Annotated in this window: 27 protein-coding genes; 12 read left to right on the top strand and 15 right to left on the bottom strand. The window is 39.4% G+C overall.

Annotation, left to right across the window (positions count from 1 at the left end; translation table 11 throughout):
* The first annotated feature begins 169 nt into the window (after positions 1–169).
* The 3 genes from ACMX9J_RS16495 to lepB all read left to right on the top strand — a co-directional run bounded on the left by ACMX9J_RS16495 (position 170) and on the right by lepB (position 2,280).
* A complete protein-coding gene (locus ACMX9J_RS16495) occupies positions 170–922 on the top strand; it encodes a M48 family metallopeptidase (RefSeq protein ID WP_028414208.1) in 753 nt (250 codons plus the stop codon).
* 280 nt (positions 923–1,202) lie between these two features.
* Positions 1,203–1,538 (top strand): LapA family protein, encoded by a 336-nt coding sequence (locus ACMX9J_RS16490; protein ID WP_014461129.1) that lies wholly within the window; start codon positions 1,203–1,205, stop codon positions 1,536–1,538.
* A gap of 190 nt (positions 1,539–1,728) precedes the next feature.
* Positions 1,729–2,280, top strand: a complete 552-nt coding sequence (lepB, locus tag ACMX9J_RS16485) for a signal peptidase I (protein WP_223546437.1) — start codon at positions 1,729–1,731, stop codon at positions 2,278–2,280.
* Here lepB and ACMX9J_RS16480 read toward each other — a convergent pair.
* On the bottom strand, positions 2,277–2,495 hold the full coding sequence (locus tag ACMX9J_RS16480) for a hypothetical protein (protein ID WP_223546435.1): 219 nt from the start codon (positions 2,493–2,495) through the stop codon (positions 2,277–2,279). The two genes, lepB and ACMX9J_RS16480, sit on opposite strands and share 4 nt — an antisense overlap.
* A gap of 132 nt (positions 2,496–2,627) precedes the next feature.
* Entirely contained in the window at positions 2,628–3,074 is a 447-nt protein-coding gene (locus ACMX9J_RS16475; RefSeq protein WP_016763336.1) for a YndM family protein, read from the bottom strand.
* Between the two features lie 141 nt (positions 3,075–3,215).
* Here ACMX9J_RS16475 and ACMX9J_RS16470 point away from each other — a divergent pair, with 141 nt between their 5' ends.
* Positions 3,216–4,091, top strand: a complete 876-nt coding sequence (locus ACMX9J_RS16470; RefSeq protein WP_228307604.1) for an aldose 1-epimerase family protein — start codon at positions 3,216–3,218, stop codon at positions 4,089–4,091.
* Positions 4,092–4,247: 156 nt separating this feature from the next.
* Here the strand turns inward: ACMX9J_RS16470 and ACMX9J_RS16465 are convergent, their stop codons facing one another.
* Both ACMX9J_RS16465 and ACMX9J_RS16460 read right to left on the bottom strand, forming a co-directional pair.
* Positions 4,248–5,114, bottom strand: a complete 867-nt coding sequence (locus tag ACMX9J_RS16465; RefSeq protein WP_140450289.1) for a gamma-glutamylcyclotransferase — start codon at positions 5,112–5,114, stop codon at positions 4,248–4,250.
* A 5-nt stretch (positions 5,115–5,119) separates the two neighbouring features.
* Positions 5,120–5,518, bottom strand: a complete 399-nt coding sequence (locus tag ACMX9J_RS16460; protein ID WP_014461134.1) for a VOC family protein — start codon at positions 5,516–5,518, stop codon at positions 5,120–5,122.
* Positions 5,519–5,665: 147 nt separating this feature from the next.
* Between ACMX9J_RS16460 and ACMX9J_RS16455 the strand changes: the two genes are divergently transcribed.
* The 3 genes from ACMX9J_RS16455 (at position 5,666) to ACMX9J_RS16445 (ending at position 7,875) form a co-directional block, all read left to right on the top strand.
* Positions 5,666–5,866 (top strand): hypothetical protein, encoded by a 201-nt coding sequence (locus tag ACMX9J_RS16455; RefSeq protein ID WP_028414212.1) that lies wholly within the window; start codon positions 5,666–5,668, stop codon positions 5,864–5,866.
* Between the two features lie 228 nt (positions 5,867–6,094).
* Entirely contained in the window at positions 6,095–6,460 is a 366-nt protein-coding gene (locus ACMX9J_RS16450; RefSeq protein WP_033578339.1) for a MerR family transcriptional regulator, read from the top strand.
* 59 nt (positions 6,461–6,519) lie between these two features.
* A complete protein-coding gene (locus tag ACMX9J_RS16445) occupies positions 6,520–7,875 on the top strand; it encodes a hemolysin family protein (RefSeq protein WP_028414214.1) in 1,356 nt (451 codons plus the stop codon).
* 52 nt (positions 7,876–7,927) lie between these two features.
* Here ACMX9J_RS16445 and ACMX9J_RS16440 read toward each other — a convergent pair whose 3' ends face one another.
* The 4 genes from ACMX9J_RS16440 to ACMX9J_RS16425 are packed head-to-tail and all read right to left on the bottom strand — an operon-like array spanning position 7,928 to position 12,709.
* Positions 7,928–8,638 (bottom strand): ABC transporter ATP-binding protein, encoded by a 711-nt coding sequence (locus ACMX9J_RS16440; RefSeq protein WP_228307602.1) that lies wholly within the window; start codon positions 8,636–8,638, stop codon positions 7,928–7,930.
* On the bottom strand, positions 8,635–9,780 hold the full coding sequence (locus ACMX9J_RS16435) for an ABC transporter permease (protein ID WP_228307600.1): 1,146 nt from the start codon (positions 9,778–9,780) through the stop codon (positions 8,635–8,637). The genes ACMX9J_RS16440 and ACMX9J_RS16435 overlap by 4 nt, the downstream gene beginning before the upstream one ends.
* On the bottom strand, positions 9,777–11,000 hold the full coding sequence (locus tag ACMX9J_RS16430) for an ABC transporter permease (protein ID WP_416226027.1): 1,224 nt from the start codon (positions 10,998–11,000) through the stop codon (positions 9,777–9,779). The genes ACMX9J_RS16435 and ACMX9J_RS16430 overlap by 4 nt, the downstream gene beginning before the upstream one ends.
* 14 nt (positions 11,001–11,014) lie before the next feature.
* Positions 11,015–12,709 (bottom strand): hypothetical protein, encoded by a 1,695-nt coding sequence (locus ACMX9J_RS16425; protein ID WP_416226026.1) that lies wholly within the window; start codon positions 12,707–12,709, stop codon positions 11,015–11,017.
* A 507-nt stretch (positions 12,710–13,216) separates the two neighbouring features.
* On the opposite strand from ACMX9J_RS16425, the gene ACMX9J_RS16420 reads away from it, so the two are divergent.
* Positions 13,217–13,534, top strand: coding sequence for an iron-sulfur cluster biosynthesis family protein (locus ACMX9J_RS16420; protein ID WP_028414219.1), 318 nt, complete (start codon positions 13,217–13,219; stop codon positions 13,532–13,534).
* A gap of 43 nt (positions 13,535–13,577) precedes the next feature.
* Here ACMX9J_RS16420 and ACMX9J_RS16415 read toward each other — a convergent pair whose 3' ends face one another.
* From ACMX9J_RS16415 to nagE, 5 genes are all read right to left on the bottom strand, one after another.
* Complete coding sequence (locus tag ACMX9J_RS16415; RefSeq protein ID WP_013082157.1) at positions 13,578–13,895, bottom strand: hypothetical protein; 318 nt, start codon at positions 13,893–13,895, stop codon at positions 13,578–13,580.
* A 79-nt stretch (positions 13,896–13,974) separates the two neighbouring features.
* Positions 13,975–14,349: a VOC family protein gene (locus tag ACMX9J_RS16410; RefSeq protein WP_217599496.1), complete on the bottom strand. Its 375-nt coding sequence runs from the start codon at positions 14,347–14,349 to the stop codon at positions 13,975–13,977.
* Positions 14,350–14,479: 130 nt separating this feature from the next.
* Positions 14,480–15,199, bottom strand: a complete 720-nt coding sequence (locus ACMX9J_RS16405) for a DUF554 domain-containing protein (protein WP_033579488.1) — start codon at positions 15,197–15,199, stop codon at positions 14,480–14,482.
* Positions 15,200–15,349: 150 nt separating this feature from the next.
* The gene (locus ACMX9J_RS16400) at positions 15,350–15,532 is read right to left on the bottom strand and encodes a hypothetical protein (protein WP_416226025.1); all 183 of its coding nucleotides are present in this window, start codon (positions 15,530–15,532) and stop codon (positions 15,350–15,352) included.
* Positions 15,533–15,647: 115 nt separating this feature from the next.
* Positions 15,648–17,525 carry an N-acetylglucosamine-specific PTS transporter subunit IIBC gene (nagE, locus tag ACMX9J_RS16395; RefSeq protein WP_028414222.1) on the bottom strand — a complete coding sequence of 626 codons (1,878 nt, stop codon included), beginning with the start codon at positions 17,523–17,525 and terminating at the stop codon, positions 15,648–15,650.
* Between the two features lie 328 nt (positions 17,526–17,853).
* On the opposite strand from nagE, the gene nagA reads away from it, so the two are divergent.
* The 4 genes from nagA to ACMX9J_RS16375 are packed head-to-tail and all read left to right on the top strand — an operon-like array spanning position 17,854 to position 21,302.
* Positions 17,854–19,038 carry an N-acetylglucosamine-6-phosphate deacetylase gene (gene nagA / locus ACMX9J_RS16390; protein WP_416226024.1) on the top strand — a complete coding sequence of 395 codons (1,185 nt, stop codon included), beginning with the start codon at positions 17,854–17,856 and terminating at the stop codon, positions 19,036–19,038.
* Between the two features lie 2 nt (positions 19,039–19,040).
* Positions 19,041–19,778, top strand: a complete 738-nt coding sequence (gene nagB, locus ACMX9J_RS16385) for a glucosamine-6-phosphate deaminase (RefSeq protein WP_228307592.1) — start codon at positions 19,041–19,043, stop codon at positions 19,776–19,778.
* 57 nt (positions 19,779–19,835) lie between these two features.
* On the top strand, positions 19,836–20,561 hold the full coding sequence (locus ACMX9J_RS16380; protein WP_013055880.1) for a GntR family transcriptional regulator: 726 nt from the start codon (positions 19,836–19,838) through the stop codon (positions 20,559–20,561).
* A 15-nt stretch (positions 20,562–20,576) separates the two neighbouring features.
* Positions 20,577–21,302, top strand: coding sequence for an SIS domain-containing protein (locus ACMX9J_RS16375; RefSeq protein WP_014461150.1), 726 nt, complete (start codon positions 20,577–20,579; stop codon positions 21,300–21,302).
* 748 nt (positions 21,303–22,050) lie between these two features.
* Here ACMX9J_RS16375 and ACMX9J_RS16370 read toward each other — a convergent pair.
* Both ACMX9J_RS16370 and ACMX9J_RS16365 read right to left on the bottom strand, forming a co-directional pair.
* Complete coding sequence (locus ACMX9J_RS16370; RefSeq protein ID WP_416226023.1) at positions 22,051–22,509, bottom strand: GNAT family N-acetyltransferase; 459 nt, start codon at positions 22,507–22,509, stop codon at positions 22,051–22,053.
* Between the two features lies 1 nt (position 22,510).
* The gene (locus ACMX9J_RS16365) at positions 22,511–22,789 is read right to left on the bottom strand and encodes a YesK family protein (RefSeq protein ID WP_274863452.1); all 279 of its coding nucleotides are present in this window, start codon (positions 22,787–22,789) and stop codon (positions 22,511–22,513) included.
* Between the last annotated feature and the right edge of the window lie 125 nt (positions 22,790–22,914).

Below are 22,914 nucleotides of genomic sequence, written 5' to 3'. Positions count from 1 at the left end.
AAGAATTGAAACAATTATTATTGGCGCTTTTCCACTAAATATTGGAATACATATCTTCCTGCAAGGCGCTGCAACAGCAGTTGATAACTGTCTGATTATTCTTTCATTTGACCAAACTCTACCTTTGCTTATAAAATGAAGATTTGTAGAAAGGAGTACGAAAAATTTTATGTATACGTATCAAACAGGCAATCAAACAATTGACTACAAAATTGAAGTCGTTCCAAATAGAACCGATATCACGGTGCAAATTTGTGACAAAGAAGGGGTAAAAGTTATTATCCCAAGAGGTCTTAATGAAAACAATGTGCGTTCAATCATCGCACGCAAAGCAACATGGATTTTAAAACAACTAAACGGTTCACAACCAGCTGAGGAAAAGCCAGCTGCTCCAAAGAAAGAAGCAGTAAAAAAAGAAACAGCTAAAAAAGAGGCTCCTAAAGCAGCAGCTTCTGCAGCTAAAACTGGTTCTTTTGAAGAAGGAGACAAATTCCCTTACCTAGGGCGTCAATACCGCTTAAACATCGTTCGTGGAGATGTAGCAAAGGCTGAAATGACATTCCGTGCAAAATTCATTGCTACAGTACCTGAAAGCTGGAACGAGCAGCAAACAAATGAAGGTATTGGACAACTATTAACAGAATGGTACCAAGGCCGCGCAGGTGAAAAATTCCAAGAAGCTTTGAAATCTGTTAAAAAAGCAGCTGACAATGCTCCTGAATCTGTTAAGTGGGACGAGTTAGGTGAAGAATACGCTACGACTCAAGATAATACAATTGTATTAAACTGGCGTTTGCTAACAGCTCCTCTTGCAACAATTGAATATGTCATTGCTTCTCAATTTACAAATGCAGATGAGTTATTCGAAGATGCAGCTGAACGCAAACAGTGGTTAAGCGATAACACCCTAAACGCATTTTAAGTTTATACATAAAAAAAGCACGCGGCGAACGCGTGCTTTTTTTATGACAATGAAGTATTATACCCACTCCCTCCCCTCAGAAATTCCACTCTACCAGGTCTTTGGACATGTCAAACTTTCTACACCAATCGATATATTGTCTTTTAAAAGAAAGATATATATAATCAAGAAAATGTTTGATTTTGTTTAAATGTGGATACGTATACCTATAAGCAAGATGGCAAACACTTAAGGTAAGCAGTTTTGCTATAAAAGTTGTAAAAGAAAGGAAGTGCAGCTTATGAAAGGACAGAGCTTTTTTATTTTAGGACTTATATTTGCTCTTATCATTGCTGTTTTAGCTGTAATTAACAACGATCCTGTACAATTTAACTATGTATTTGGTTCACAAAAATGGCCTCTTATTTTAATCATCTTAACAACGGCTGTGTTTGGAGGAGTTGTTGCTGCTTCATTGAGCTTTGTGAAAATTGTTCAACTAAGAGGACAAGTGAAACAGAAAAACAAGCGAATTGCTGAACTGGAAGAAGAAATCAAGCAGCATAAGCCTGTTGAGCCTGTTGTGGAAGAAGAACCAAATCAACCAGCTACTCGAACTGAGCGCGCTCAGTTATAATAAAGAAAAGCCGTTATTTTCTAGAATAACGGCTTTTTTCATTTTTTGTTCCGCCAAGCATATTTTCGGGATACACGCATAAACAGATAGATATGGAAAACTTTAGTTCTGAATGGTACAATCAACACTGTTATATCTCTATGAAAAACCTAAATTGATAGTCTTACCGTTAAGAAGGTGTTCATCCATTATGATCAATAAAAAAATAAAGCGTGAAATTCTTACATACACAAGCGTCATCCTCGGCACCGTTTTGCTTTCTGTTGTCGTTCAGCACTATTGGTTTCAGCCCTACACTGTAAAAGGCGATTCTATGAAGCCTATTTTGCACGAAGGCAATCGAATTATTATTAACAAACACAGCAAGCTGGAGCGCTTTGACATTGTTGTTTTGCAAGCTCCCTATAGCAGTGATTTTCTAGTAAAGCGGATTGTCGGCTTACCTGGAGAAACGGTTGAATACAAAGATGATGTTCTGTATATAAATAACAAAGTCAAAAAAGAGCCGCATCTTCATAAATATTTATCCAAAGTACCTGCTTACGAGCGACTCACTGAAAACTTTTCCACGTACGAACTGTCTCCAGACGGCACGATACCGGATGGATACGTATTAGTGCTAGGTGACAACAGACGCATAAGCCGGGACGGAAGACATTTTGGCCTCACTCCCATTTCTTCAATCATGGGAGAAGTCAACATGAAATATTGGCCTTTAAACGAAATGACTTTTATGCATTAACACATAAAAAGAGGTTGAGACATAACCAAATGAATCCAACCTAAAGACGAACAAATGGGATACATGAGCTGAACCGCTTGTGACACCGCAGTCGATTTCCGTGCAAGACTTCGCTTTCCGCGGGCGGGCGCTGAGCCTCCTCGTCGCGCACGCTCCTGCGGGGTCTCAGCTGTTCCGCTTTTCCCGCAGGAGTCTTCCCCTTGCCCTCCAATCAACTGCTAGAAAGAACGAAACAAATGAAACCTATGTTCACCATAACAAACAAAAACGAACCACTAATCAGTCAGACATGTTGATTAGTGGTTCGTTTTTCACTTCAGCTAAAACACTTTTGTTCCAGCCTCTTTTTATTTTGGATTTTCTTTGTTTTCTACATGCTGTTCTTCTGCAAATTCTGTGTCATACGCTAGTTTTCGTTTAAAAGCCGGGCGCGTTCTCGCTGTATGCTTTGTTTCAATATGGTTGAATAAGTAGCGGTGAACAAAAACCTCGGCAAATGTAATAATTGCTGCAGAAATAATACTTCCCCAAGCAATTTGAACGTAACTGTCTAATAACAATGTGCCAAAAATCCATACGCTCATATATGTTAGAACAAATTCAACAATAATGGCATCACGGTTGCCCACTCGAGGCAGTACAATTCGATCCACTACTAGATATGTCACAACTGTCGTTAGCAAGCTAAAAGAAATAATGTCTCCGATGGTTGCATCAAAAAATAAATCAAGGCCTATACCAAACGCAATAAGTGCCGCTGCAAATTTAATGAGCAATAATGTTGCATGATTCATATTTGAACCCTCCTTTTTCTATATTAATTTGAACAAAAATAGGGAAATTAATACCTTTTTTGCCAAGAAGGGTATAATATAAGCAAAGCCAGTACGTTTGAGACAGCTCTAGCGTACAACAATGATTTGGGAGATGTTGTAATGATTGTACTAGAAAATAGCGAAATGAAAGTCAGCGTTGAAGAAAAAGGAGCGGAAGTTGTAGAAGTATTTCATAAAGAAAAAGGCCTGCAGTTTATGTGGAGCGGAGACCCCGCTTATTGGGGACGAGTATCGCCCGTATTGTTTCCAATCGTAGGCCGATTAAAAAATGATCAGTATACCGTTGATCAGCACGAATACTCTTTGCCTCAGCACGGCTTTTTACGTGATTCTACTTTCACCGTGATTGAGCAAACAAACGAAACAGCACGACTGAAATTTGCCACAAACGGCCGGTTTAAAGACGTATATCCATTTGAATGTTCAGTTGAAATTAGCTACCGCCTGGAAAACAATCGATTAACGTTTCAGTGGAAAGTAGTAAATGAAGATAAAGAGGATATGTATTTTTCAATTGGAGCCCACCCTGCTTTTCGTATTCCGTTACGTGAAAACGAGCAGATTTCTGATTACTTTTTAGAAATAGAGCCTTCTGAAACTACGCCGAAGGAATTTGTATTAAAAGACGCTCTTATTCATGAAAAAGGGGCTGCAGAAAACTTGCACAAGCTGCCGCTAAGCGCAGATTTATTTGCAAATGACGCGTTAATTTTTAGCCATATTGACGGAATTACAATTAAATCACCGGTTAATGAAAATCAAATTAACGTTCAGTTTAATGATTTCCCGTATGTCGGTATTTGGTCAAAGTATGATGCAGAAAATCATACAATCGCTCCTTTTCTTTGCATCGAACCTTGGTTTGGAATTGCAGATACGCATGACCACAACGGAAATTTCAAAGAAAAATTAGGCATCAACCGTTTATCAAAAGACGGTGTATTTCAAACAGAATTCTCTGTTTCCTTTAGCTAATGCAACAGAGAACATAACAAAATCAATCCAACCTTGAGACGAACAAATGGGATCAATGATCTGGACTGCGTTCACCATAACAATGAAAAGCTCCGAACGATTACTCGTTCGGAGCTTTCTTCAGCTAAACTACTTTTGTCCCTGCGTCTTTTTATATTAATTATTTACAACATCGCTATTTTTTAGCGCATGTACTTGCTCTATTAGCTTCTGAACGTATTCTTCGCTGAGTACACCTGTTGCTCCTCGAATAATTTCAGTCGAATAGTGATCCGGAGGTGCGACTTCTTTTTCTTTATTTAACACAAAAAAAGTAAGAACATGATCCACCATCTTACCTTCATGCTCGACAGAAATAATAGCAGGACGATAGCCGTTATTATCTACCCCTTCTCTGCCATACAAATACGTAATTGCTTCGGGCGGCACGCGGTACAGTTTGCCTTCAACAACTCCGCCTTCTTCAACCATGTCTGCACGTCCTCCGTCATGAATAACGTGGTTATACCGAAGCGTATAGCCTTTAAAAACAGCTCTGCCAAGACAGTCTTGGAAATGCTGATCAACGCCGTGCTTAATAAAACGATCGTTATCCATACATGAACCGTAAGCAAAATACAGCATGCCTTCTAATAAATCTTCTTTCCATACGCGCCAGTTTCCGCCTGGGATAAATTCTTGCAGCAGAGAACGGTCTCTTGCTACATATACAACGGCTTCAAATTCACCTTGGTCCGTTTCAACCGTTTGCACAACTTTATCATATTCATTGTCTTTATGACCTTCGTGAATGTACCCTTCTAATTCATCAAGCGCCTTCCACATAAGCTGATCGGTCACTTCATATACTTCTCCGTATACAATGTGTTCACTGTCGATATCAAGCATCGGATAGCCTTGCTTAGTATCATATAATTTTCCTTTCGTTTTTGCCTGCTTGGCAATTGAGCGCGCATGATGCAGCAACCCGTGATTACCTTCTCCTTCAAGAAGCGTTCCGTATACGAATAAATAATTGCACATACTCCTTATTCCCCCTCTTTCTCTTCATAAAGCTCTAGCGGTAACCCGTCCGGATCAGCAAAAAATGTGAATTTTTTTCCCGTTAGTTCATCTACCCTAATAGGTTCCACATCAATCCCTTGCTGCTCTAGTTCACGCTTGGAATCCTCTACGCTTTCAACCGCAAAAGCTAAATGGCGTAAGCCGCACGCTTCAGGTCTTGAAGGACGCTGTGGTGGATTTGGAAACGAGAACAACTCAATTTGATAGCCAGGAGCTACTTCTAAATCTAGCTTATATGAATCTCTTTCTTTTCTATATGTTTCTTCTATAATCTTGCATCCTAACACATTTACATAAAAAGCTTTTGAACGTTCATAATTACTTCCTATAATGGCTACGTGGTGCATTCGTTTTAAATTCATTTCATTCTCCCATAAAAACCCTTTTCTAATCATCCTACACAAAATGCCGGCAAACATCAAATAATTACGTTATCACCTTTGACTAGAGTGATAAAAGTCACGGACATAGTGTCTCATAACAAGTAATATAACAACGAGGTGAATAACATGATTTCGTTAACATTTAAATCTAGAATTGACCGAACTCAAAATTTAGATTCGTTAAAAGAAGAAGCTGCTATTATGCACCGTATTGCTGATCAGCTATCTCCAATGAGCTCTGAGTTCATAGAATATACTGAACGTATTCAATATGTGTATGAACGCATGCACATTATCGTACGTCATCCTACTAAAAAACTCGCTTAATATAAGCGAGTTTTTTTTATAAAATCTTTGTCAAACTACCTTATTTTGAGATATACTGAATGCTAATAAAAAAATGAAACTTTTTGATCTTACGTGCGTATACTTAATTACGATAGGATAAAAGATAAATAGTTGCGTAGATAAAAACCATCACGTGATGGTTGACATAGTTAAAGGAGGTGGTATTCTGATGGGGTTGCGACATACAAAATTGGCGAACTTGCAGAGATGGCACATGTAACGAAGCGCACGGTTGACTATTATACTAACATTGGGTTGTTAAAAGCAGAACGCTCTGCTTCTAACTATCGCTTTTATAACGAAGAGGCGCTGAAACGTCTTTACTTAATTGAAAAATTAAAAAGCGAAGGCCGTTCTCTTGAAGAGATTTCTTCTCTCTTTTCTGTAGAGCAATCCGAGAATAGCCACTCCAAAGACGAATTAGCATCCAAATTTTACGTACTAAACGACAGTTTAAAAGAAGTTGCACCGCTTATGGAAAAGCTTAACGAAGAAGATCGAAAAGTAATGATGAATCGGCTTTCACCAGAAAGCGTCACTCTTTTGCACTCTTTACTGCTGCTGCTGTCGTAAATTTATTATTTACAGGAGGTGTTTACTTACTTTATAGCACTATAAAGTAAGTATATTCATTGATAACCATTAACTTAATTATTTTTGCGATTTTAATTGTACTCACTGCTTTTTTCGTTGCTTCAGAGTTTGCAATTGTGAAGCTTCGTAGTTCACGGGTAGATCAACTTGTTGCTGAAGGCAAAAAAGGAGCGAATGCGGTTAAAACCGTAACGACACACTTAGATGAGTATTTATCTGCGTGTCAGCTTGGTATTACGATTACTGCTTTAGGACTCGGTTGGTTAGGAGAACCGACTGTTGCGAAGATTTTGGAACCTCTGTTTGAAGAACTTGGTGTTGCTGCATCTTTAACACATATTCTTTCATTCATTATCGCATTTGCGCTTGTAACGTTTGTTCACGTAGTCGTTGGTGAATTAGCGCCAAAAACATTTGCGATTCAAAAAGCTGAAACAGTTACGTTATTGTTTGCTCGTCCGTTAATTTTATTCTATAAAATCATGTTCCCTTTCATTTGGTTACTAAATGGTTCTGCCCGTTTATTAACTGGTATGTTTGGATTAAAGCCAGCTTCAGAGCATGAACTTGCGCACAGTGAAGAAGAGCTGCGCATTATTTTATCAGAAAGTTTTAAAGGCGGGGAAATTAACCAGTCTGAATATAAGTACGTGAACAACATTTTCGAATTCGATAACCGTGTTGCTCGCGAAATCATGGTACCAAGAACAGAAATTTCAGCTGTTTCTGAAGACGACAGCATTGAAGATTTCTTAAAGCTTGCTGTAGAAGATCGCTACACCCGTTACCCTGTTACCGTTGACGGAGATAAAGATAACATTATCGGCTTAGTCAACGTCAAAGAGATTCTAAACGATGTCGTAATTAACGATGCGTTAAAAAAGCAAAGCGTGAAGCTTTATATGAATCCTATTATTCAAGTAATTGAAACCGTAGCGATTCAAGACCTACTGCGCTCGATGCAGAAGAAACGTACACATATGGCCGTGTTGATTGACGAGTACGGCGGTACGGCTGGTATCGTTACCGTTGAAGATATTTTAGAAGAAATCGTTGGAGAAATTCGAGATGAGTTTGATACAGATGAAAAGCCGCTTGTTCAAAAAATCAACGATCAGCACTTTGTCTTTAACTCAAAAGTACTGCTTGAAGAAGTCAACGAAGTGCTTCATATCGAAATTGAAAACGATGATATCGATACAATCGGCGGCTGGATGCTGATGCAAAATATCGATATTCAAGAAGGCGAATCGTTCAAACTTTTTGGATACGAGTTTATTGCAAAAGAAATGGACGGTCACCAAATGAAAGAAGTGGAAGTACGTGCCCTTCCTGAGGAAGAACGCGTGCAGCCTGAAAGCCATTCACCAGAACAAGAAGTTACACAAGCATAATAGAAAGAGCCGCTTCTTCACGAAGCGGCTCTTTTTTTATGATTGCTTACTCTTAATCATGCAGCAGCTTATACACAACGTTCTCTTCTGCCTCTTCTCCAGTCTTTTCCTTCGCTTGGTCCATCGTGCCGACAAACTCCAGCTTTCCTTCCTTTAAGACCGCAAACCGATCACACACGCCTAAGATTTCATTCAAATCATGGGTAATATAGATGATCGTCTTTCCTTTTGCCGCCAGCTGTTTGATATAGCGGATAATCTCAAGCTTTGACTGCAAATCAATTCCGACTGTTGGCTCATCCATTAACAAAACGGACGGTTCATGAATAAGCGAAACGGCTATATTTAGCTTTCGCTTCATGCCTCCTGATAAATTTTTCACTTTTTCCTTCCATCTTCCTTCGAGCTGTACAGCTGAGCAAAGAGACTGAAGCTGTTCATTCGACAGAGAGCGTGAAGTCATTTTGCTCCACATTTTCATGTTTTCTTTTACGCTAAGCTCTTCCCACAGCGCTATGTCTTGTGGAACGTAGCCAATGACTTCTCGTATCGCTTTTTGATTTTTCTTAAGCGATAAGCCTCCAATCGTGACATTACCGCTTGAAGGAGCCGTAATGGTAGACAAAATAGACAGAAGCGTTGACTTACCAGCGCCGTTTGGTCCTAAAAGACCAATGACTTCTCCACTTTCTACGGTCAGCGTAACATTTGCTAACGAACGTTTTTTTCCGTATGTTTTGCTAACATTGTTAATTTCAATCATTTGATGCTCCTCACATTCCACACTATTTTAAACGCGCACAAACATATGCATGCAATGGAAACAGCTATCTCTTTCCAAATGAGCGTAAGCGGCAGCGCATGCTGATACAGAAGCAGATGCTGCGGAAGCCACTGACTTATTCTTTCAATCGTTGCAGAAAGCTCTCCTACCGGGAAAAAGCTCCCTCCTATTATGCTGAGTCCTGTGACCATGACGACGCTGATCATATAATAAGAGCCAACTCGCTGACTTTCACTTGCAAGCCACGTGCTAAAAGCAACGCATGTGATCACATAGATACACATATACAGCAGCACACCGTAAGACTCTGCTCCATACAGCCATTTAAATAGAGCAAAACTGATGAGAGCTTGAAGCACGTACAAAACAGCATAAGCGGCGCTGACGCTTCGAATATAACCATAAAGTCCTTTTTGCATCGTCTTCATTCGTTTAAAAAGATGACTCCGCTCTTTAATCATCCAATCTGATGTGATGCAGCAAAGTAAAAGCGTAAAAAATCCCCATAGCGGCACGTATCCGGTCATTTGAACGCTCCCTTGCTTCTTATGCTTCTTCGTTCCTTGCGCCTCGTAATCAATTGTCATCAGCGGCTTTGGTTTCCACTGGTTATCGGTATAGTGATACGCTTCTTTCCATAAATCCGGTCCTACATGAATGTGATAGACTTTATATAAAAAACGCACTTCATTTGCGGCTTTAACATTTGTCGTTAACCGTGTCACTTCACTGGCCACGACTTCTCGAACCGCTTCTGTCGCAACGGAAGAAGGCAGCGTAAGCAAATCAATGACTCCTTGATAATTCCCCGCTTCTACTTCTTGCTGAAATCCGTTAGGAAACACAAAAATGCTGTCAATTTTATTTTTTGCCAGTTGCTTTCTCGCTTGTTCTTCATTCATAGAAAGAAACTGAATTTCTGTTGTTTTCCGCAGTCGATCCAGCACTTGTTTAGACATGTTGCTGTGGTCTTGATCGACAAGAGCAACGGGTATTTTTGAATCACTTTGTACTTTTGCTAAAAATGAGCTGCTGATGACCGTTCCTATTAAAGGTAAAAAGAAGATCATGACAATAAGCATAGGACGCTTCAGCAGCTGCTTTATTTTTTCACTGATCATTTTCTCCACCGCCTTTGCAAAGTCATCACGTAGCCAACAGCAAAAACAAAACTTCCTGCTGCCGTAATGAGAATAGGCTTAAGGTAAAGAAAAGCTTCGTTTGTGTTATATCCATCAAATTCATAAAATAACAGCTCCAAGACGCGGGTGTTGAGTGACCATTTCTGAAAACCACTCGCCCAGTCTGGTAAATAGACGACCGGCACAACATGTCCGCTTAAAATCGCACTCAGCAAAATAAACAGCATGCCGGTTAGTTGATAAGCTTTTTGTGATAAAAAAAGAACCCGAAGAAGTAAAAACAAACATAAAAAAGCAAACAAACTTCCGCTTATCCCTAGAAAAAGCTCTCCGTACGTACCGGTTACAGGCAGTTTCAGTCCTTTAATGAGGCTTCCAAACAAAACGACAGATACCGGTAGCAAAAGAACAAACAGAGCCGTCAGCTGCGCTAAATAAATGCGAAGAAACGATACACCTCTTGTTTTCATTCGATCCAGCACGGGAGAAGTCTGCGTTTCACTAGCAAGCAGCCATCCGCCGTAGCTCCAAATCATAAGCATCAAAGCAGCAAAAGACAGCACATAATATTGATTCATATCCTGCTGAAAGAAACTCGTTTCTACTTGTTCATCAAATAAACTTCCTCTATCTAATACATGAAGCCCAAACGTTACTAAGCTCTTCTTAAATTCTGCGCGTCTCTTTTCATCGGAAACATTTTCTTTTTCTAAAAAGGCATCAACCGTATTAATACCGCTTTGAGCAGCTGACGTGTAGTCGGCTGCACTTTCCATCACGTAGCGAAACAGCTGTGACTGAAGCGGCTTATTGTTGTTTCCAATGACGTGTAAAGGCTGATTTTTCCCATGAGCAATATCGTGACTAAAACCTTTTGGCAGCGTTACAATGGCTGCCACTTTATTTTCTCGCAGCAGCTGTTTAGCTTTCTCTTCATTCGTATAAAGCGGCTTCATGATCTTGCGAAGCTTACCTTCGGTCAGCTGTTCGATGACGTACTTCGTTTGTGCAGTATCATCTTTATCCACAATGGCCACGGGGAACCGATTTACTTTCTCCTCACCTTGCATGGTCTGACTAATAATGATCCCTGCTCCAAGTAAAAACAGAGCAGGGATCATTATTAGCAGTATGAGAGATTTTATATTTTTCAATAGAGCTTTACATGTAAAAAGAGTCAAAGAGAAATATATCTTCATCTGCTTTGCACCTTTTAGTAACCAGCGGTTCCCATATTCATCATGAGACCTTGAACATTTTTAGCGAAGTTTTCTTGAATCGACAGCATATCTTCAGGCGTTACATCTTTTACGTTTGTCGCATTAGATGCGTCAAGCTCTGGAATAGAGGCTGATTTTTTTAATTGAGAAGCAGAGTCAATTTTTAACGTAACGTTTGCAGGATCTGCTTTTGGTCCTATTTTTGTACGAATATCAAACGAATAATCTGCTTTTCCTTTTGAAGCACTTATTGCTTGATTCTGCTTTACTTCTCCGTTTACTACTAGATCTTCTTGATCACCTAAGTCTAAAGAGAAAGTACGGTCAGCCGTCTGTTTTGCATCGGTTTTACCGTTGATTACTGAATTCATTTTAAACGTCATATTCGTGTCTTCATCTTTTGAATCTTTTGTTAACAAATGAATAGACATGTTTTCTTTTCTCTTTTCACTTTCCGTTGTTACGTCATTTTTCATATCAAACGTAAATGCATCATCGGTAGTGCTATCGGTTAGGACTGCTTTGAACTGCTTAGCCGTTTTGTTATCTTCATACGGAATATTTTTAGTTACGACGTTAAGTTTTCCTTTATCGTTAGAAGTATTTTTTACGCCCATGTTCATATCACGAGCTACAACAACATCATCTTGAACGTACACAGTTGATTTAACACCGCCAGGGTAAGTCGTATCTTTTGCTTCTTTTTGGAAGTCTTGAAGACTTTCTTTTACTGATTTTTTCAATTCTTTTGGATCTGCCATATCTTTTAATTCTGGATTTGTCGCTGCTGAAGATTTAAACAGCTTAGACACGTGATTTGCATAGATAGTATGAAGCTTGTCATCTTTTGCTACCTTCGCAATAAGCTTATCCATAAATTGTTTTGTTTCTTTGTCAGACATGTTAAGCGTCACGCTTGTTAACTGAAGCGTTTTGCCATTTGTTTTATAATCTACATTTTTTTCTTTTGTAAAATAATCGCTGTCTAGCTGATCATAAATGAACGTTCCGTATTCTTTTGCAATGTAGGTCTTTTCTTTTTCCGTTAACTTTAAGTCTTCTAAACTCACGTTGCTTGTGTTAATATCAAGCGTTTCAGGACCTGAATAAGAAGGATCGAACTTACGCGCTACCTGTCCATATTCGTCTAAGTTTAAATAGAAATATTCGTTTGCTAGAATCGGGGCTTTAAAGCCTATTCTTTCTTTCGTTTGAAAGCCTTCTAGGTCAAGCGCTTTTGAACCGCCGATATTAAGAGCCAGTGAACCGTATGCTTCACTTTTTTTCGGATCTTGTTCCGCTTTAATTTTAATTTCAGCTTTACTGATAAGATCTTGAATCATTTTAAAGCTTGGATCATACGAAAGTGAATCCATGTTAAAGCCGCCTTTGATAGTAGCATTTGTGGTAGAAGGCTGCTTCATCGCTTTTTCCTGATAAGCCATCGTTTCACTGTACTTCGTTTCTAATTCATCTGCTGCTTTTTGATACGTATTTACTTCAGAAATTAAGTATAATTGCTTAGGAGATTTTTTAAATACCGTAGCAAATGTAATTACTCCTCCAATAATCACAATTAAAGCTGCCAAAATGATAATCCATTTAGCCGGCGCTTTTTTGGGAGCGGGCGCTGTTTCTAGCGAAGCCGCTGTTTCGTCTGTTGTTCTGTTTTGATCTTTCTCACTCATCTACACCAGAACCTCCTATGTATTTTGTTAGTCACTTTGTACATGATAAGGAATGGTTTCCATAAATTCTACTACTTCGACAAAATAAGACAATAATTAGTCCGATAAACCGATGTCTTTCGGTGCAATATCGTGTGCAAAGTACTCTACTTAAGTACCCAATATATTGAAAATAAAACCAATTATTCAAAACTATCTCAATAACTATTAAAATACGTAAATGACTTATCCTCTTGTATTTTTACAATATATTCCTATAATTAAGTATTTACACCTAAGAATTACAAAGCGCAGTTTTTTCCTCTTTCCTTTCATCACATACAGGTGATATCTATGTACGTCTTTATGAAAACATGATAAAAACATCAGCGTTTTGTTCTGTTTTGAAAGGGAAATAATAATAGTGAGAAAGCTTTTTTCTTGCCCGTGACATAAAAATCGAATAAAGTATTCCTAAATACATTTCACACAATTTAATTTGAGGATAGAAAAAGGAGGATATCATTTATGAATATACGCGTCACTCCTTCTGCAAAAGAAGCGTTGCAGAACGTAGAACAAAATCAAATGATTCAGCTTTCTTTTGATCGGGGGAGCTGCGATATTGTTAATACGATTTACGAAATGAAGATCATCTCAAAGCGCAGCCTTCAACCCTATGAAAAAGTGGTAACGGTTGAAGACTTAGAGTTTATTGTTGACGATGACATGGAAGAAGTGTACGACAATGAGCTGGTGATCGATCACGCAGCAGGTGCTTTTATCTTCAAAAATCACAACCAAATTTTTAATAATCGCGTAGGACTACGCTATATCAATTCATAGAAAAAAGCAGGGAGCTCCCTGCTTTTTTTCTTGCATATGTCTTTTATCGATTGACTTTCAACCGCTCTTGGATAAACAACAACACGTTCACAAGGCTATTTTCTTCATATACATTCACTTGCTGACGCTTAAATTCCCCTTGTTCATGGTAGTAAATAATATCTCCCGTTCCTTTGTCTTCATTCATATGTAAATGAAAACTAAGCGGCGTTGCCAAAATAGATCCGTCTTCATCTCGCTGAAGAATTTGACAAAGCGTTTGATTCCCTTGTTTTTCAGATAAAAAGTCATAGCCAAATTGACGTGCTAACTTCTCCACTTGTGCAGCAATAAGAGCTGTAATCTGTTGATTGTCTTTCATAAGCAGTATTTCTCCTTACTTCATATCATTAGGGTTTTATTATTAGTATACTATACCTTAAACTTCTGGAGCTAACTACTTATCCTGTACAAATCATGACCACATGTCCATCCGGATCTTTTATCGTAAAAAACGAAAAATCATCAAAAGAAGTAATCGGAGAATCAATCGTATAGTCCATTCCTTTAACAAATTCATAGGCTTCTTTAATATCTTCCGTATGGAAATTAAAAATTGGATGGAGACTAGCCACTATTTGTTTTTCTGTTCTTTCAGGTCCTGCGTCTAGCGTTAATCCTGTTTCTCCATCAATTTTAAGATTATAAACGGGGTTCTTCACCTCGCTCATCTTGTATTCTTGACTCAGTAGCTCGCTATACCATTTTACTGAAGACTTTAAATTGGAGACGTGGATAAATACCGTATTCATTTTGTTGAAAACAGGACTCCGCATTTTTAATCCTCCTTTTTGTTTTTCTGTTCATCCTATACCATTATCCACGTATCACTTTATACCTGCTACTTCCTTAACTTTTGCTCATATATACAGAAAAGCTTGCGAATACTATTCACAAGCTTTTTCTTCATAAAAAATATGTATGCTGTACAACTACAATCACAACCGCAATTAAAATCGAAGGCAGTAAATTAGCAACTTTAATTTTAATAATTTCTAATAAATTAATTCCAATTGCTAAAATTAACACGCCGCCTACTCCTGTGACTTCGGCAATGATACTATTCATTAAATCTTGCGGCACAACCGCATTAATTTGCGTAGCAAATAACGCAATGATACCTTCGTACAGAAATACGGGCACCGCTGAGAAAATGACGCCTATTCCAAGCGTAGTCGTTAATAACAATGAGATAAACCCATCCATCACCGCTTTCGTAAACAATACGCTGTGATCGCCTCGTATTCCGCTGTCTAATGCCCCTACAATCGCCATCGCTCCAATAACAAAAATTAGCGTTCCTGTCACAAAGCCCTGTGACATACTAAATGTTTGCTTGTCATTTTGCTGTGATTGAAATTTTCGTTCAATCATATTGCCTAAAAGGTTTAGCTTTTCATCTAAATCAATGAACTCACCAATAACCGCTCCAATGGCTAAACTCAAAATTACAATTAAAAACTGATGACTTTTAAAGCCCATTTGCAAACCGAGGGTGATAACGGATAAACCCATCACTTGCATCACCGTCACGCTTACTTTTTCAGGAATGCGGTGAGCAAGCTTGCCCATTAATGTTCCGACAACAATTGCTAATCCATTGACTAATGCTCCTATAATAAACATGCTGTCACCTTTACTTTGAATAATGCCACTTCTTTTTTCACTTGTTCTACTCCCTCTCTGCTGCGCACTAGCTGTATCAAACACCCTAAATTTTAACACAAAATTCTTTCAATTATGAAGAAAAGAAAAAGAGATTGAAACGTAACTAGATCACTCCATATAAAAACGAACAAATAGGATACATGAGCTGATTGCTTGCAACAACGCTGTTGATTTCCGTGCAAGGCTTCGCTTTCCGCGGGCGGCCGGTAAGCCTCCTCGTCGCTTATGCTCCTGCGGGGTCTCACCTGTTCCGCTTTTCCCGCAGGAGTCTTCGCCTTGCCCTCCAATCAACAGCCAGAAGTAACTAAATAGATTAAATCTACGTTCACCATCACAATAAAAAGATCCGAACTATGAATCGTTCGGATCTTCTTTTAACTAGAACAGGTTTGTTCCAGACTTTTTATTAAAATGTAATAACGTCTTTTGTACCTTGCTTTTGGTAGCCTGTTTTTAACAGCTTCACTTCTTTATCCGCTGGCAAGTTGGTAAATACAACCGGTGTCACAATCGACGGTGCATGCTTTTTAACATACTCTAAATCCACCTGTAAAAGAGGTGTTCCTTGTTGAACGCTGTCACCTTCTTGAACAAGCGCTTGAAATCCTTCTCCTTTTAAATTCACAGTATCTAATCCAACGTGAATCAGAATTTCAATTCCTTCTACTGTTTTTAAGCCAATCGCATGTTTTGTTGGGAACACGGTCATGACTTCACCGTTAATCGGTGATACGAGCGTTCCTTCAATCGGTTCAATCGCAAAGCCGTCGCCCATCATCTTTTGTGAAAACACTTGATCTTCCACTTCACTAAGCGGCTTTACAACGCCTTCAAACGGTAAAACAAACTCTGTGTGTGCATCTGCTTGAACAGCCTGTTGTTCAACAGGCGCAGCGGTTGACGCTGTGCCGTATTTAACTAATTGATTCATTGCGTCTGCAACAAACTCTACTTCTGTTCCGACAATGACTTGAACATTTGTTTTATTGAGCTTCATGATTCCTCTCGCTCCGTGGCGCTTTAAGGCAGCTTCATTAATATTGCTAGCATCAGCTACTTGTAAGCGAAGACGAGTCGCACAGTTATCAATTACGGTTAAGTTTTCTTTTCCGCCTAAATCTTCAATAAAATACGATGCCATATCCACATATTTATCGCCTGTTGCTACAACCGTTTCGTTTGATGTGTCTACTTCTTCATCATCTTCACGTCCCGGTGTTTTTAAATTTAATGCTTTGATCAGCGTGTAGAAAATGACAAAGTAAATGACCGCATATACAATTCCAATTCCCGCTAACAGCAGCGGTTTTTGTGAAATTCCGTAGTTTAAGAAGAAGTCAATGGCACCTGCTGAAAATCCAAATCCAGCGTGAATGCCAAGAGCAACGGCTAAAGCCATCGAAATTCCCGTTAAAACGGCATGAATAACGTATAATAGCGGTGCTACGAACATAAATAGAAATTCAATTGGTTCCGTAATTCCTGTTAAAAAAGATGTAACCGCAAGTCCGATTAACATACCGCTGACTTGTTTGCGCTTTTCTTTTTTAGCTGCTGCAATCATCGCAAGCGCAGCTGCCGGTAAACCAAACATCATAACCGGGAAGAATCCAGACATGAACGTTCCTGCCGTTGGATCTCCTTTAAAGAAGCGATTCAAATCTCCCGTTACGCCGTGATAGTCCCCGAATACAAACCATACTAAGCTGTTTAACACGTGATGCAGTCCAATTGGAATCAACAGACGGTTTAAAAATCCGTATATACCTGCACCAAGCGCTCCTGCTCCTGTAATCCACGTTCCTAAGTTGTTAATTTGATCTTGAATCGGCGGCCAAATAACCCCGAAAATTCCTGCAAGCGCAAGCATAACGACTGAAGTAATAATCGGTACAAACCGCTTTCCTGCAAAGAAGCCGAGCCACTCGGGCAGCTTAATCGCTGAGAAACGATTGTATAGTAAACCAGCCGTTACCCCCGAGACGATCCCGCCGAGTACACCCATATTAATATCTTTATCAATAGCTACAGTTCCTTTTGTTAACACAAAATAACCGACCACTCCGGCAAGTGCTGCTGCGCCGCTTCCATCTTTTGAAAGCCCTACAGCAATACCGAGTGCAAACAGTAGTGCTAAATTCGCAAAAATCGCATCTCCGGCTTGAGCCATAAATGGAATATCTAATAAGTCCTTTTGACCCAAACGAAGAAGCAATGCCGCAGCAGGTAATACTGCGATTGGCAGCATAAGCGATTTACCAATACGTTGTAAAAAATTCAGCATGTTTCTATCCCCTTTGTATAACGTATTTAACCCGATGTTACGAGCAAGGATTTTCGTAACAATATTTATCGGATGACAAGTTACCGCATTCATCCCCGGCCTATGATTACATCATCAGCTGAAATGAAGGCGGTTTTACTGCATGGACTCATACTAGCACACAAAATATATAGTTGTCTATACCAATTTTCTTTTTAAAAACCTCTCTATATCAATGTTAAAAGCCCTTACAAAACTTTCTAATTCACAAAAAAGAATTAACTGGTCTAGACAACTATTCCAAAAAGCGTTACACTTAAATCAATACAACGAGCAAAGGAGTGTATGTATGGATACACATTCATCCATCATTATTTATAATGTAACCGTTTATAGTGAAAATCAGACATTAAAAAACGGGTATATTAAACTAACGAACAAGAAAATTACTGAAATCGGAGAGATCCATCAATACGTACGTCAGCCGAAAGACCATGTAATTGAGCTTTCTCCTTCCTATAAAGTGATTCCTGGTGCCATTGACGTGCATATTCATGGCGTTAACAATGCCGATGCGATGGACGGTACGGCAGAAGCATTAAAAACAATGGCGCGCACGCTTCCAAAAGAAGGTACAACGAGCTTTTTAGCAACTACTATGACGCAGTCGAATGAAGCGGTTGAAAAAGCACTTCGCAACGCGGGCACTTATATCGAAGAGCAAACAGATGCGGATGCTGAAGTAGTTGGTATTCACTTAGAAGGTCCGTTTATTTCACCAAAACGTGCGGGCGCGCAGCCCCCTACTCACATTCAAGATCCGAATGTGGCACTGTTTCAAGAATGGCAAAAAGCAGCCGGAGGACATATTAAACTTGTTACGTTAGCTCCAGAGCAGCCAAACGGCTTATCTCTTACTTCTTATTTAAAAGAAACAAACGTCGTCGCTTCTATTGGCCACTCCGACAGCACATATGATCAAGTTGGTGAAGCTATTGAAGCAGGAGCTTCTCATATTACGCATTTATATAACGGCATGCGCGGTCTTCACCATAGAGAGCCCGGCGTATTAGGCGCCGCTTATTTGAGAAATGAATTATTTGTAGAGCTGATTACAGACGGCATCCACTGCCGACCTGAAATGGTCAAGCTTGCGTACGATCAAATTACAAGTGAACGCATGATTCTTATCACGGATTCTCTTCGTGCCAAATGGCTAAAAAACGGTACGTATGATTTAGGCGGACAGCCTGTTCACGTAAACGACACAACGGCTACCCTTGCAGATGGAACGTTAGCAGGAAGCATCTTAAAGATGAACGATGCAATTAAAAACACGATGAGCTTTACGAACTGCTCATTAGAAGACATCGTAAAAATGACTGCTGAAAACCCAGCAAAACAGCTTAATCTGTTCGATACAAAAGGAAGCCTCAAAATTGGAAAAGATGCGGATATCGTGGTGTTAAATGAAAACCTAGATGTTGAAATGACATTTTGCCGAGGCACATTGAGCTTTCAAAAGGAGGACTAACAATGAATATCATCCAAGTGAAAAACTACAGTGAAATGAGTGCAAAAGCAGCTGATATGCTGATTAGCAAACTTCATGAAAAGCCAAATATGAATCTGGGACTTGCAACGGGAGGCACGCCGAAAGGATTATATGATCGTTTAATTCAAGATCATAAAGAGCACGGCACGTCTTACAAACAAGTTACTTCCTTTAACTTAGATGAATATGTCGGAATGAAGCCGCAAGATCCAAACAGCTACCACTACTATATGGCAGATGCGTTATTTAATCACATTGATATTGACGTAAGCAACACGCACGTTCCTAATGGCCTAGCTGATACGCCTGAAGAAGAATGCCGCCGCTACGATGAGATGATTCAAAATCACGGAGGCATTGACCTTCAGATTCTTGGAATCGGCCAAAACGGACATATTGGCTTTAACGAACCTGGTACGTCATTCAACTCTCCTACTCATATTGTGACATTAGAAGAGTCAACGCGAAAAGCGAATGCGCGCTACTTTAATTCTCTTGACGAAGTGCCTACTCAAGCTATTACAATGGGAATTGAGTCGATTATGAAAAGCAAAGAAATTTTACTGCTTATCTCCGGTGAAGCCAAAGCAGAAGCGATGTATCAGCTGCTTAACGGAGAAATCACAGAAAAATTTCCTGCTTCTATTTTAAAGAAGCATCACAGTGTTACAATTATTGCGGACCAAGAAGCTTTAAGTAAAGTATCGACTATGGTTTAATTTATAGCCTCCTCGTCTCTTTTAGATGAGGGGGTTTACATAAAGGAGAGAAATCACGTGATTGATAAAAGCTCACCTCTTCCGATTTATTATCAAATTGAAGAACAGTTAAAAAAACAAATTGAAAACGGAGAGTTAAAACCAAATGATTCGCTTCCTTCTGAACGAGAGTTTGCAGAACGATTTGAAATCAGCAGAATGACCGTTCGCCAAGCAATTAACAATTTAGTAAACGACGGTTATTTATATCGTCAAAAAGGCCGTGGTACCTTTGTATCTGAAAAAAAACTTGAGCAGCAGCTCGTTGGATTAACGAGTTTTACAGAAGATATGAAAGCGCGCGGAATGGTGCCAAGCAGTAAATTGCTAAGTTTTGAAATCATTGCGGCTTCAGAAAAAATTGCCGAGCAGCTGCAAATTTCTCTTCATGCGCCTGTTTATGAAATCAAGCGTATTCGTTTAGCTGACGACGTGCCAATGGCGCTCGAAAGCGTATATGTATCCGCTAACTTAGTCAAAGGATTAACGGAATCCATTGTTAATGACTCTCTCTACCGCTATATTGAAGAAGAGCTCGGGCTGAAAATTGGCGAAGCCAATCAAACGTTAGAATCCATTTTAGCTTCTGAAACCGAAGTGAAGCATCTTGGAATCAGCTCATATTCACCCGTTCTATTGATTCAAAGAAATACGTATTTGCAAGACGGCACGCCGCTTGAAGTGGTGAAGTCTTCGTACCGAGCAGACCGCTATAAGTTTACGATTAACATGACACGATCTTAACTAAGGAGTTTTTTTATGTCTAGTTTATATCTACAGGAACTAACAAAACTGCTTGCTAAAGTGGAGGCGCATGAACAGCAGGCAATGGAATCCGCAGCCGAGAAAATCTCACAGCAATTAGCTTCTCATCACCTCATTCATTTATTTGGGTGCGGTCATTCTCATATTTTAACGGAAGAAGTGTTTTACCGTTCCGGAGGGCTTGCGCCGATTCATCCTATTTTTGTAGAAGAACTGATGCTTCATAAAGGAGCTTCGCGCTCTTCACAGCTAGAGCGTAAAAACGACTATGCCTCCACCTTTATGGAAAAAGAAGATATCGTACCAGGCGATATCATGATTGTGATTTCTACGTCGGGCGTAAATCCCGTTCCAATTGACGTGGCCTTAATTGCAAAAGAAAAAGGCGCCTTTGTTATCGGGCTTACCTCTCCTTCTTATGCCACGAGCCGGGCTTCGCGACATAAAAGCGGAAAATACCTACATGATGTCGTGGATCTTGTTATTAATAATCATATTCCAAAAGGAGACGTTCTTCTTCATCAGCAAGACATTTCCTTCGCTTCTGGTTCTACTGTAATTGGAGGCGCTATCTTAAACGATATCCTATCTAGAACCATTCAAAAACTGCTCAGCCGCGGCATCACGCCTCCTGTCTTTTTAAGCGGAAACATGGAAGGTTCAGATGAACATAACCAGCGGTTGATTGATGCTTACAAAGGAAGAATTACTGCCCTATAACAGCCCCTGCGGCTGTTTTTTTGCACAAAAAAAAGATGCTTAAAAGCATCTCATCAAAGTCGGACTGTACGATTTGGACTAGATCTCCTCTTTATCAGTAGAAGTCTTGTTCACAGCACCATAACCTACTTATCCGACATAATTACTATGTTTAACATAAGTATACTCTTTTATACCTTAGGTGTCAAATAAGTTATAAGAAATTTCGTAGTGCATTCATTTAAAGATTTTTTTTCAGTAATGTTCTAGCTGGGTTTTAGCTTCTTTCATAATTATCGTATGTATGATTTCATCCGTAATGTTAAAATAATTTACCATACTTAACTTATAGATTTTACATATAAATTCCTGCCAAAGTTTTGTATAAGATTTCTTGCCGCATCTCACAAAAAAGAACCTGCATCAAAACTGATGCAGATTCTTCCCTTCGTATCATGCTAATTATTTCATGTTCATTTGCCCTTGTAGGGCCCTTTCGCTACGTATATCGGTTCATAACGAGAGTGCCAATTGTCAGATCAGAATATCTGCTTTTCATGTGAGGTAATACGTTTGCTGAAGTTGCTGTTAAGTATTCCAAAACTAAACCAGTCCCTTCATGAAGCTAAGTATTTACCATTCACAGTAGCCTTAGAAAAATTTCTATCGGCTCTGTACTATCTGTATACCACGTTTCAATTGAACTAAACGAAAAAATTCATTTTAATCAAAAAATTCTTACCACGGGGATACAACCATTAACAGCCAATTACAAATGGAGCTTTAATCCTTCATGAGAAGCTGTGAATCCAAGCTTTTGATAAAAACGTAAAGCCTCTGACCGTTCCTTGTCGGTTGTTAATTGTACTAACTGACAATTACGTTCTTTCGCTCGTTCAATCGCCCATGTAATCAGCTGATAGCCAACCCCTTTTCCGCGCTGTGACGAAGCGGTTCGAACTCCTTCAATCGTGGCTCTCCACCCGCCTTGTCTTGCAATGTGGGGCGTAAAGGTTAGTTGTTGAACACCTATTACTTCACTATCTTTACATGCGACAATCAGTTCATTGTTTGGATCCGCATCAATTGCCTGAAATGCTTGGACATAACAGTCTGGAAGCGGTAATTCGTAGCGCTCTCGTTTGCTTCCGAGCATATCATCCGCGAGCATTTCAACAATTTGATCCAAATCTTCTCGCACTGCTTCTCTAAAGGTTAGCTCTCCCATTTTATACAGCACCTTTCCCTCGTCCATTTATGATATTAAAAAGAACGCTGACGAACAAGCTCAGAACCGACGCCAAAAACAAAGCAGCCGCTAAAGCACCAAGACCCATTCCTTCAAAGCCGCCAACTCCAAATATGCTATATAGAAATAGAAATATGCTTATTAGCATGCTGCTAAGTGAAATTCCGTACTGCACGGGCGAGTTCCTTCTATAGAAGAAATACGACGCACCAAAAAGCAGCACGAAGAAAGCACCCATTAATCCAAATAAAGAAATCATTTACACTCTCCTCCCTCTCCAAAAAGGAATTTATATCCATTATATACTATCATTTTTATTTATTCTATCTATATTAATAGTCCTGCAGCCACAACTAAATAGACATGACCAAAACGGCCATGTCT

This window comes from Priestia sp. RMT2NF4 (assembly GCF_047872835.1).
Classification (GTDB): Bacteria; Bacillota; Bacilli; order Bacillales; family Bacillaceae_H; genus Priestia; species Priestia zanthoxyli.
The sequence above is the reverse complement of the archived record's forward strand: the minus strand, read 5'-3'. Positions and strand labels throughout refer to the sequence as shown.

Bases quoted from the DNA above. Each gene is read 5' to 3' on its own strand.
- lepB (WP_223546437.1), top strand. From the start codon at position 1,729: ATGATCAATAAAAAAATAAAGCGTGAAATTCTTACATACACAAGCGTC.
- ACMX9J_RS16455 (WP_028414212.1), top strand. From the start codon at position 5,666: ATGATTTCGTTAACATTTAAATCTAGAATTGACCGAACTCAAAATTTA.
- ACMX9J_RS16405 (WP_033579488.1), bottom strand. From the start codon at position 15,199: ATGTTTATTATAGGAGCATTAGTCAATGGATTAGCAATTGTTGTCGGA.
- nagE (WP_028414222.1), bottom strand. From the start codon at position 17,525: ATGCTGAATTTTTTACAACGTATTGGTAAATCGCTTATGCTGCCAATC.
- ACMX9J_RS16430 (WP_416226027.1), bottom strand. From the start codon at position 11,000: ATGAAGATATATTTCTCTTTGACTCTTTTTACATGTAAAGCTCTATTG.
- nagB (WP_228307592.1), top strand. From the start codon at position 19,041: ATGAATATCATCCAAGTGAAAAACTACAGTGAAATGAGTGCAAAAGCA.
- ACMX9J_RS16375 (WP_014461150.1), top strand. From the start codon at position 20,577: ATGTCTAGTTTATATCTACAGGAACTAACAAAACTGCTTGCTAAAGTG.
- ACMX9J_RS16365 (WP_274863452.1), bottom strand. From the start codon at position 22,789: ATGATTTCTTTATTTGGATTAATGGGTGCTTTCTTCGTGCTGCTTTTT.
- ACMX9J_RS16465 (WP_140450289.1), bottom strand. From the start codon at position 5,114: ATGTGCAATTATTTATTCGTATACGGAACGCTTCTTGAAGGAGAAGGT.
- ACMX9J_RS16370 (WP_416226023.1), bottom strand. From the start codon at position 22,509: ATGGGAGAGCTAACCTTTAGAGAAGCAGTGCGAGAAGATTTGGATCAA.
- ACMX9J_RS16435 (WP_228307600.1), bottom strand. From the start codon at position 9,780: ATGATCAGTGAAAAAATAAAGCAGCTGCTGAAGCGTCCTATGCTTATT.
- ACMX9J_RS16440 (WP_228307602.1), bottom strand. From the start codon at position 8,638: ATGATTGAAATTAACAATGTTAGCAAAACATACGGAAAAAAACGTTCG.
- ACMX9J_RS16425 (WP_416226026.1), bottom strand. From the start codon at position 12,709: ATGAGTGAGAAAGATCAAAACAGAACAACAGACGAAACAGCGGCTTCG.
- ACMX9J_RS16460 (WP_014461134.1), bottom strand. From the start codon at position 5,518: ATGAATTTAAAACGAATGCACCACGTAGCCATTATAGGAAGTAATTAT.
- nagA (WP_416226024.1), top strand. From the start codon at position 17,854: ATGGATACACATTCATCCATCATTATTTATAATGTAACCGTTTATAGT.
- ACMX9J_RS16495 (WP_028414208.1), top strand. From the start codon at position 170: ATGTATACGTATCAAACAGGCAATCAAACAATTGACTACAAAATTGAA.
- ACMX9J_RS16470 (WP_228307604.1), top strand. From the start codon at position 3,216: ATGATTGTACTAGAAAATAGCGAAATGAAAGTCAGCGTTGAAGAAAAA.
- ACMX9J_RS16490 (WP_014461129.1), top strand. From the start codon at position 1,203: ATGAAAGGACAGAGCTTTTTTATTTTAGGACTTATATTTGCTCTTATC.
- ACMX9J_RS16450 (WP_033578339.1), top strand. From the start codon at position 6,095: ATGGCACATGTAACGAAGCGCACGGTTGACTATTATACTAACATTGGG.
- ACMX9J_RS16410 (WP_217599496.1), bottom strand. From the start codon at position 14,349: ATGCGGAGTCCTGTTTTCAACAAAATGAATACGGTATTTATCCACGTC.
- ACMX9J_RS16415 (WP_013082157.1), bottom strand. From the start codon at position 13,895: ATGAAAGACAATCAACAGATTACAGCTCTTATTGCTGCACAAGTGGAG.
- ACMX9J_RS16475 (WP_016763336.1), bottom strand. From the start codon at position 3,074: ATGAATCATGCAACATTATTGCTCATTAAATTTGCAGCGGCACTTATT.
- ACMX9J_RS16420 (WP_028414219.1), top strand. From the start codon at position 13,217: ATGAATATACGCGTCACTCCTTCTGCAAAAGAAGCGTTGCAGAACGTA.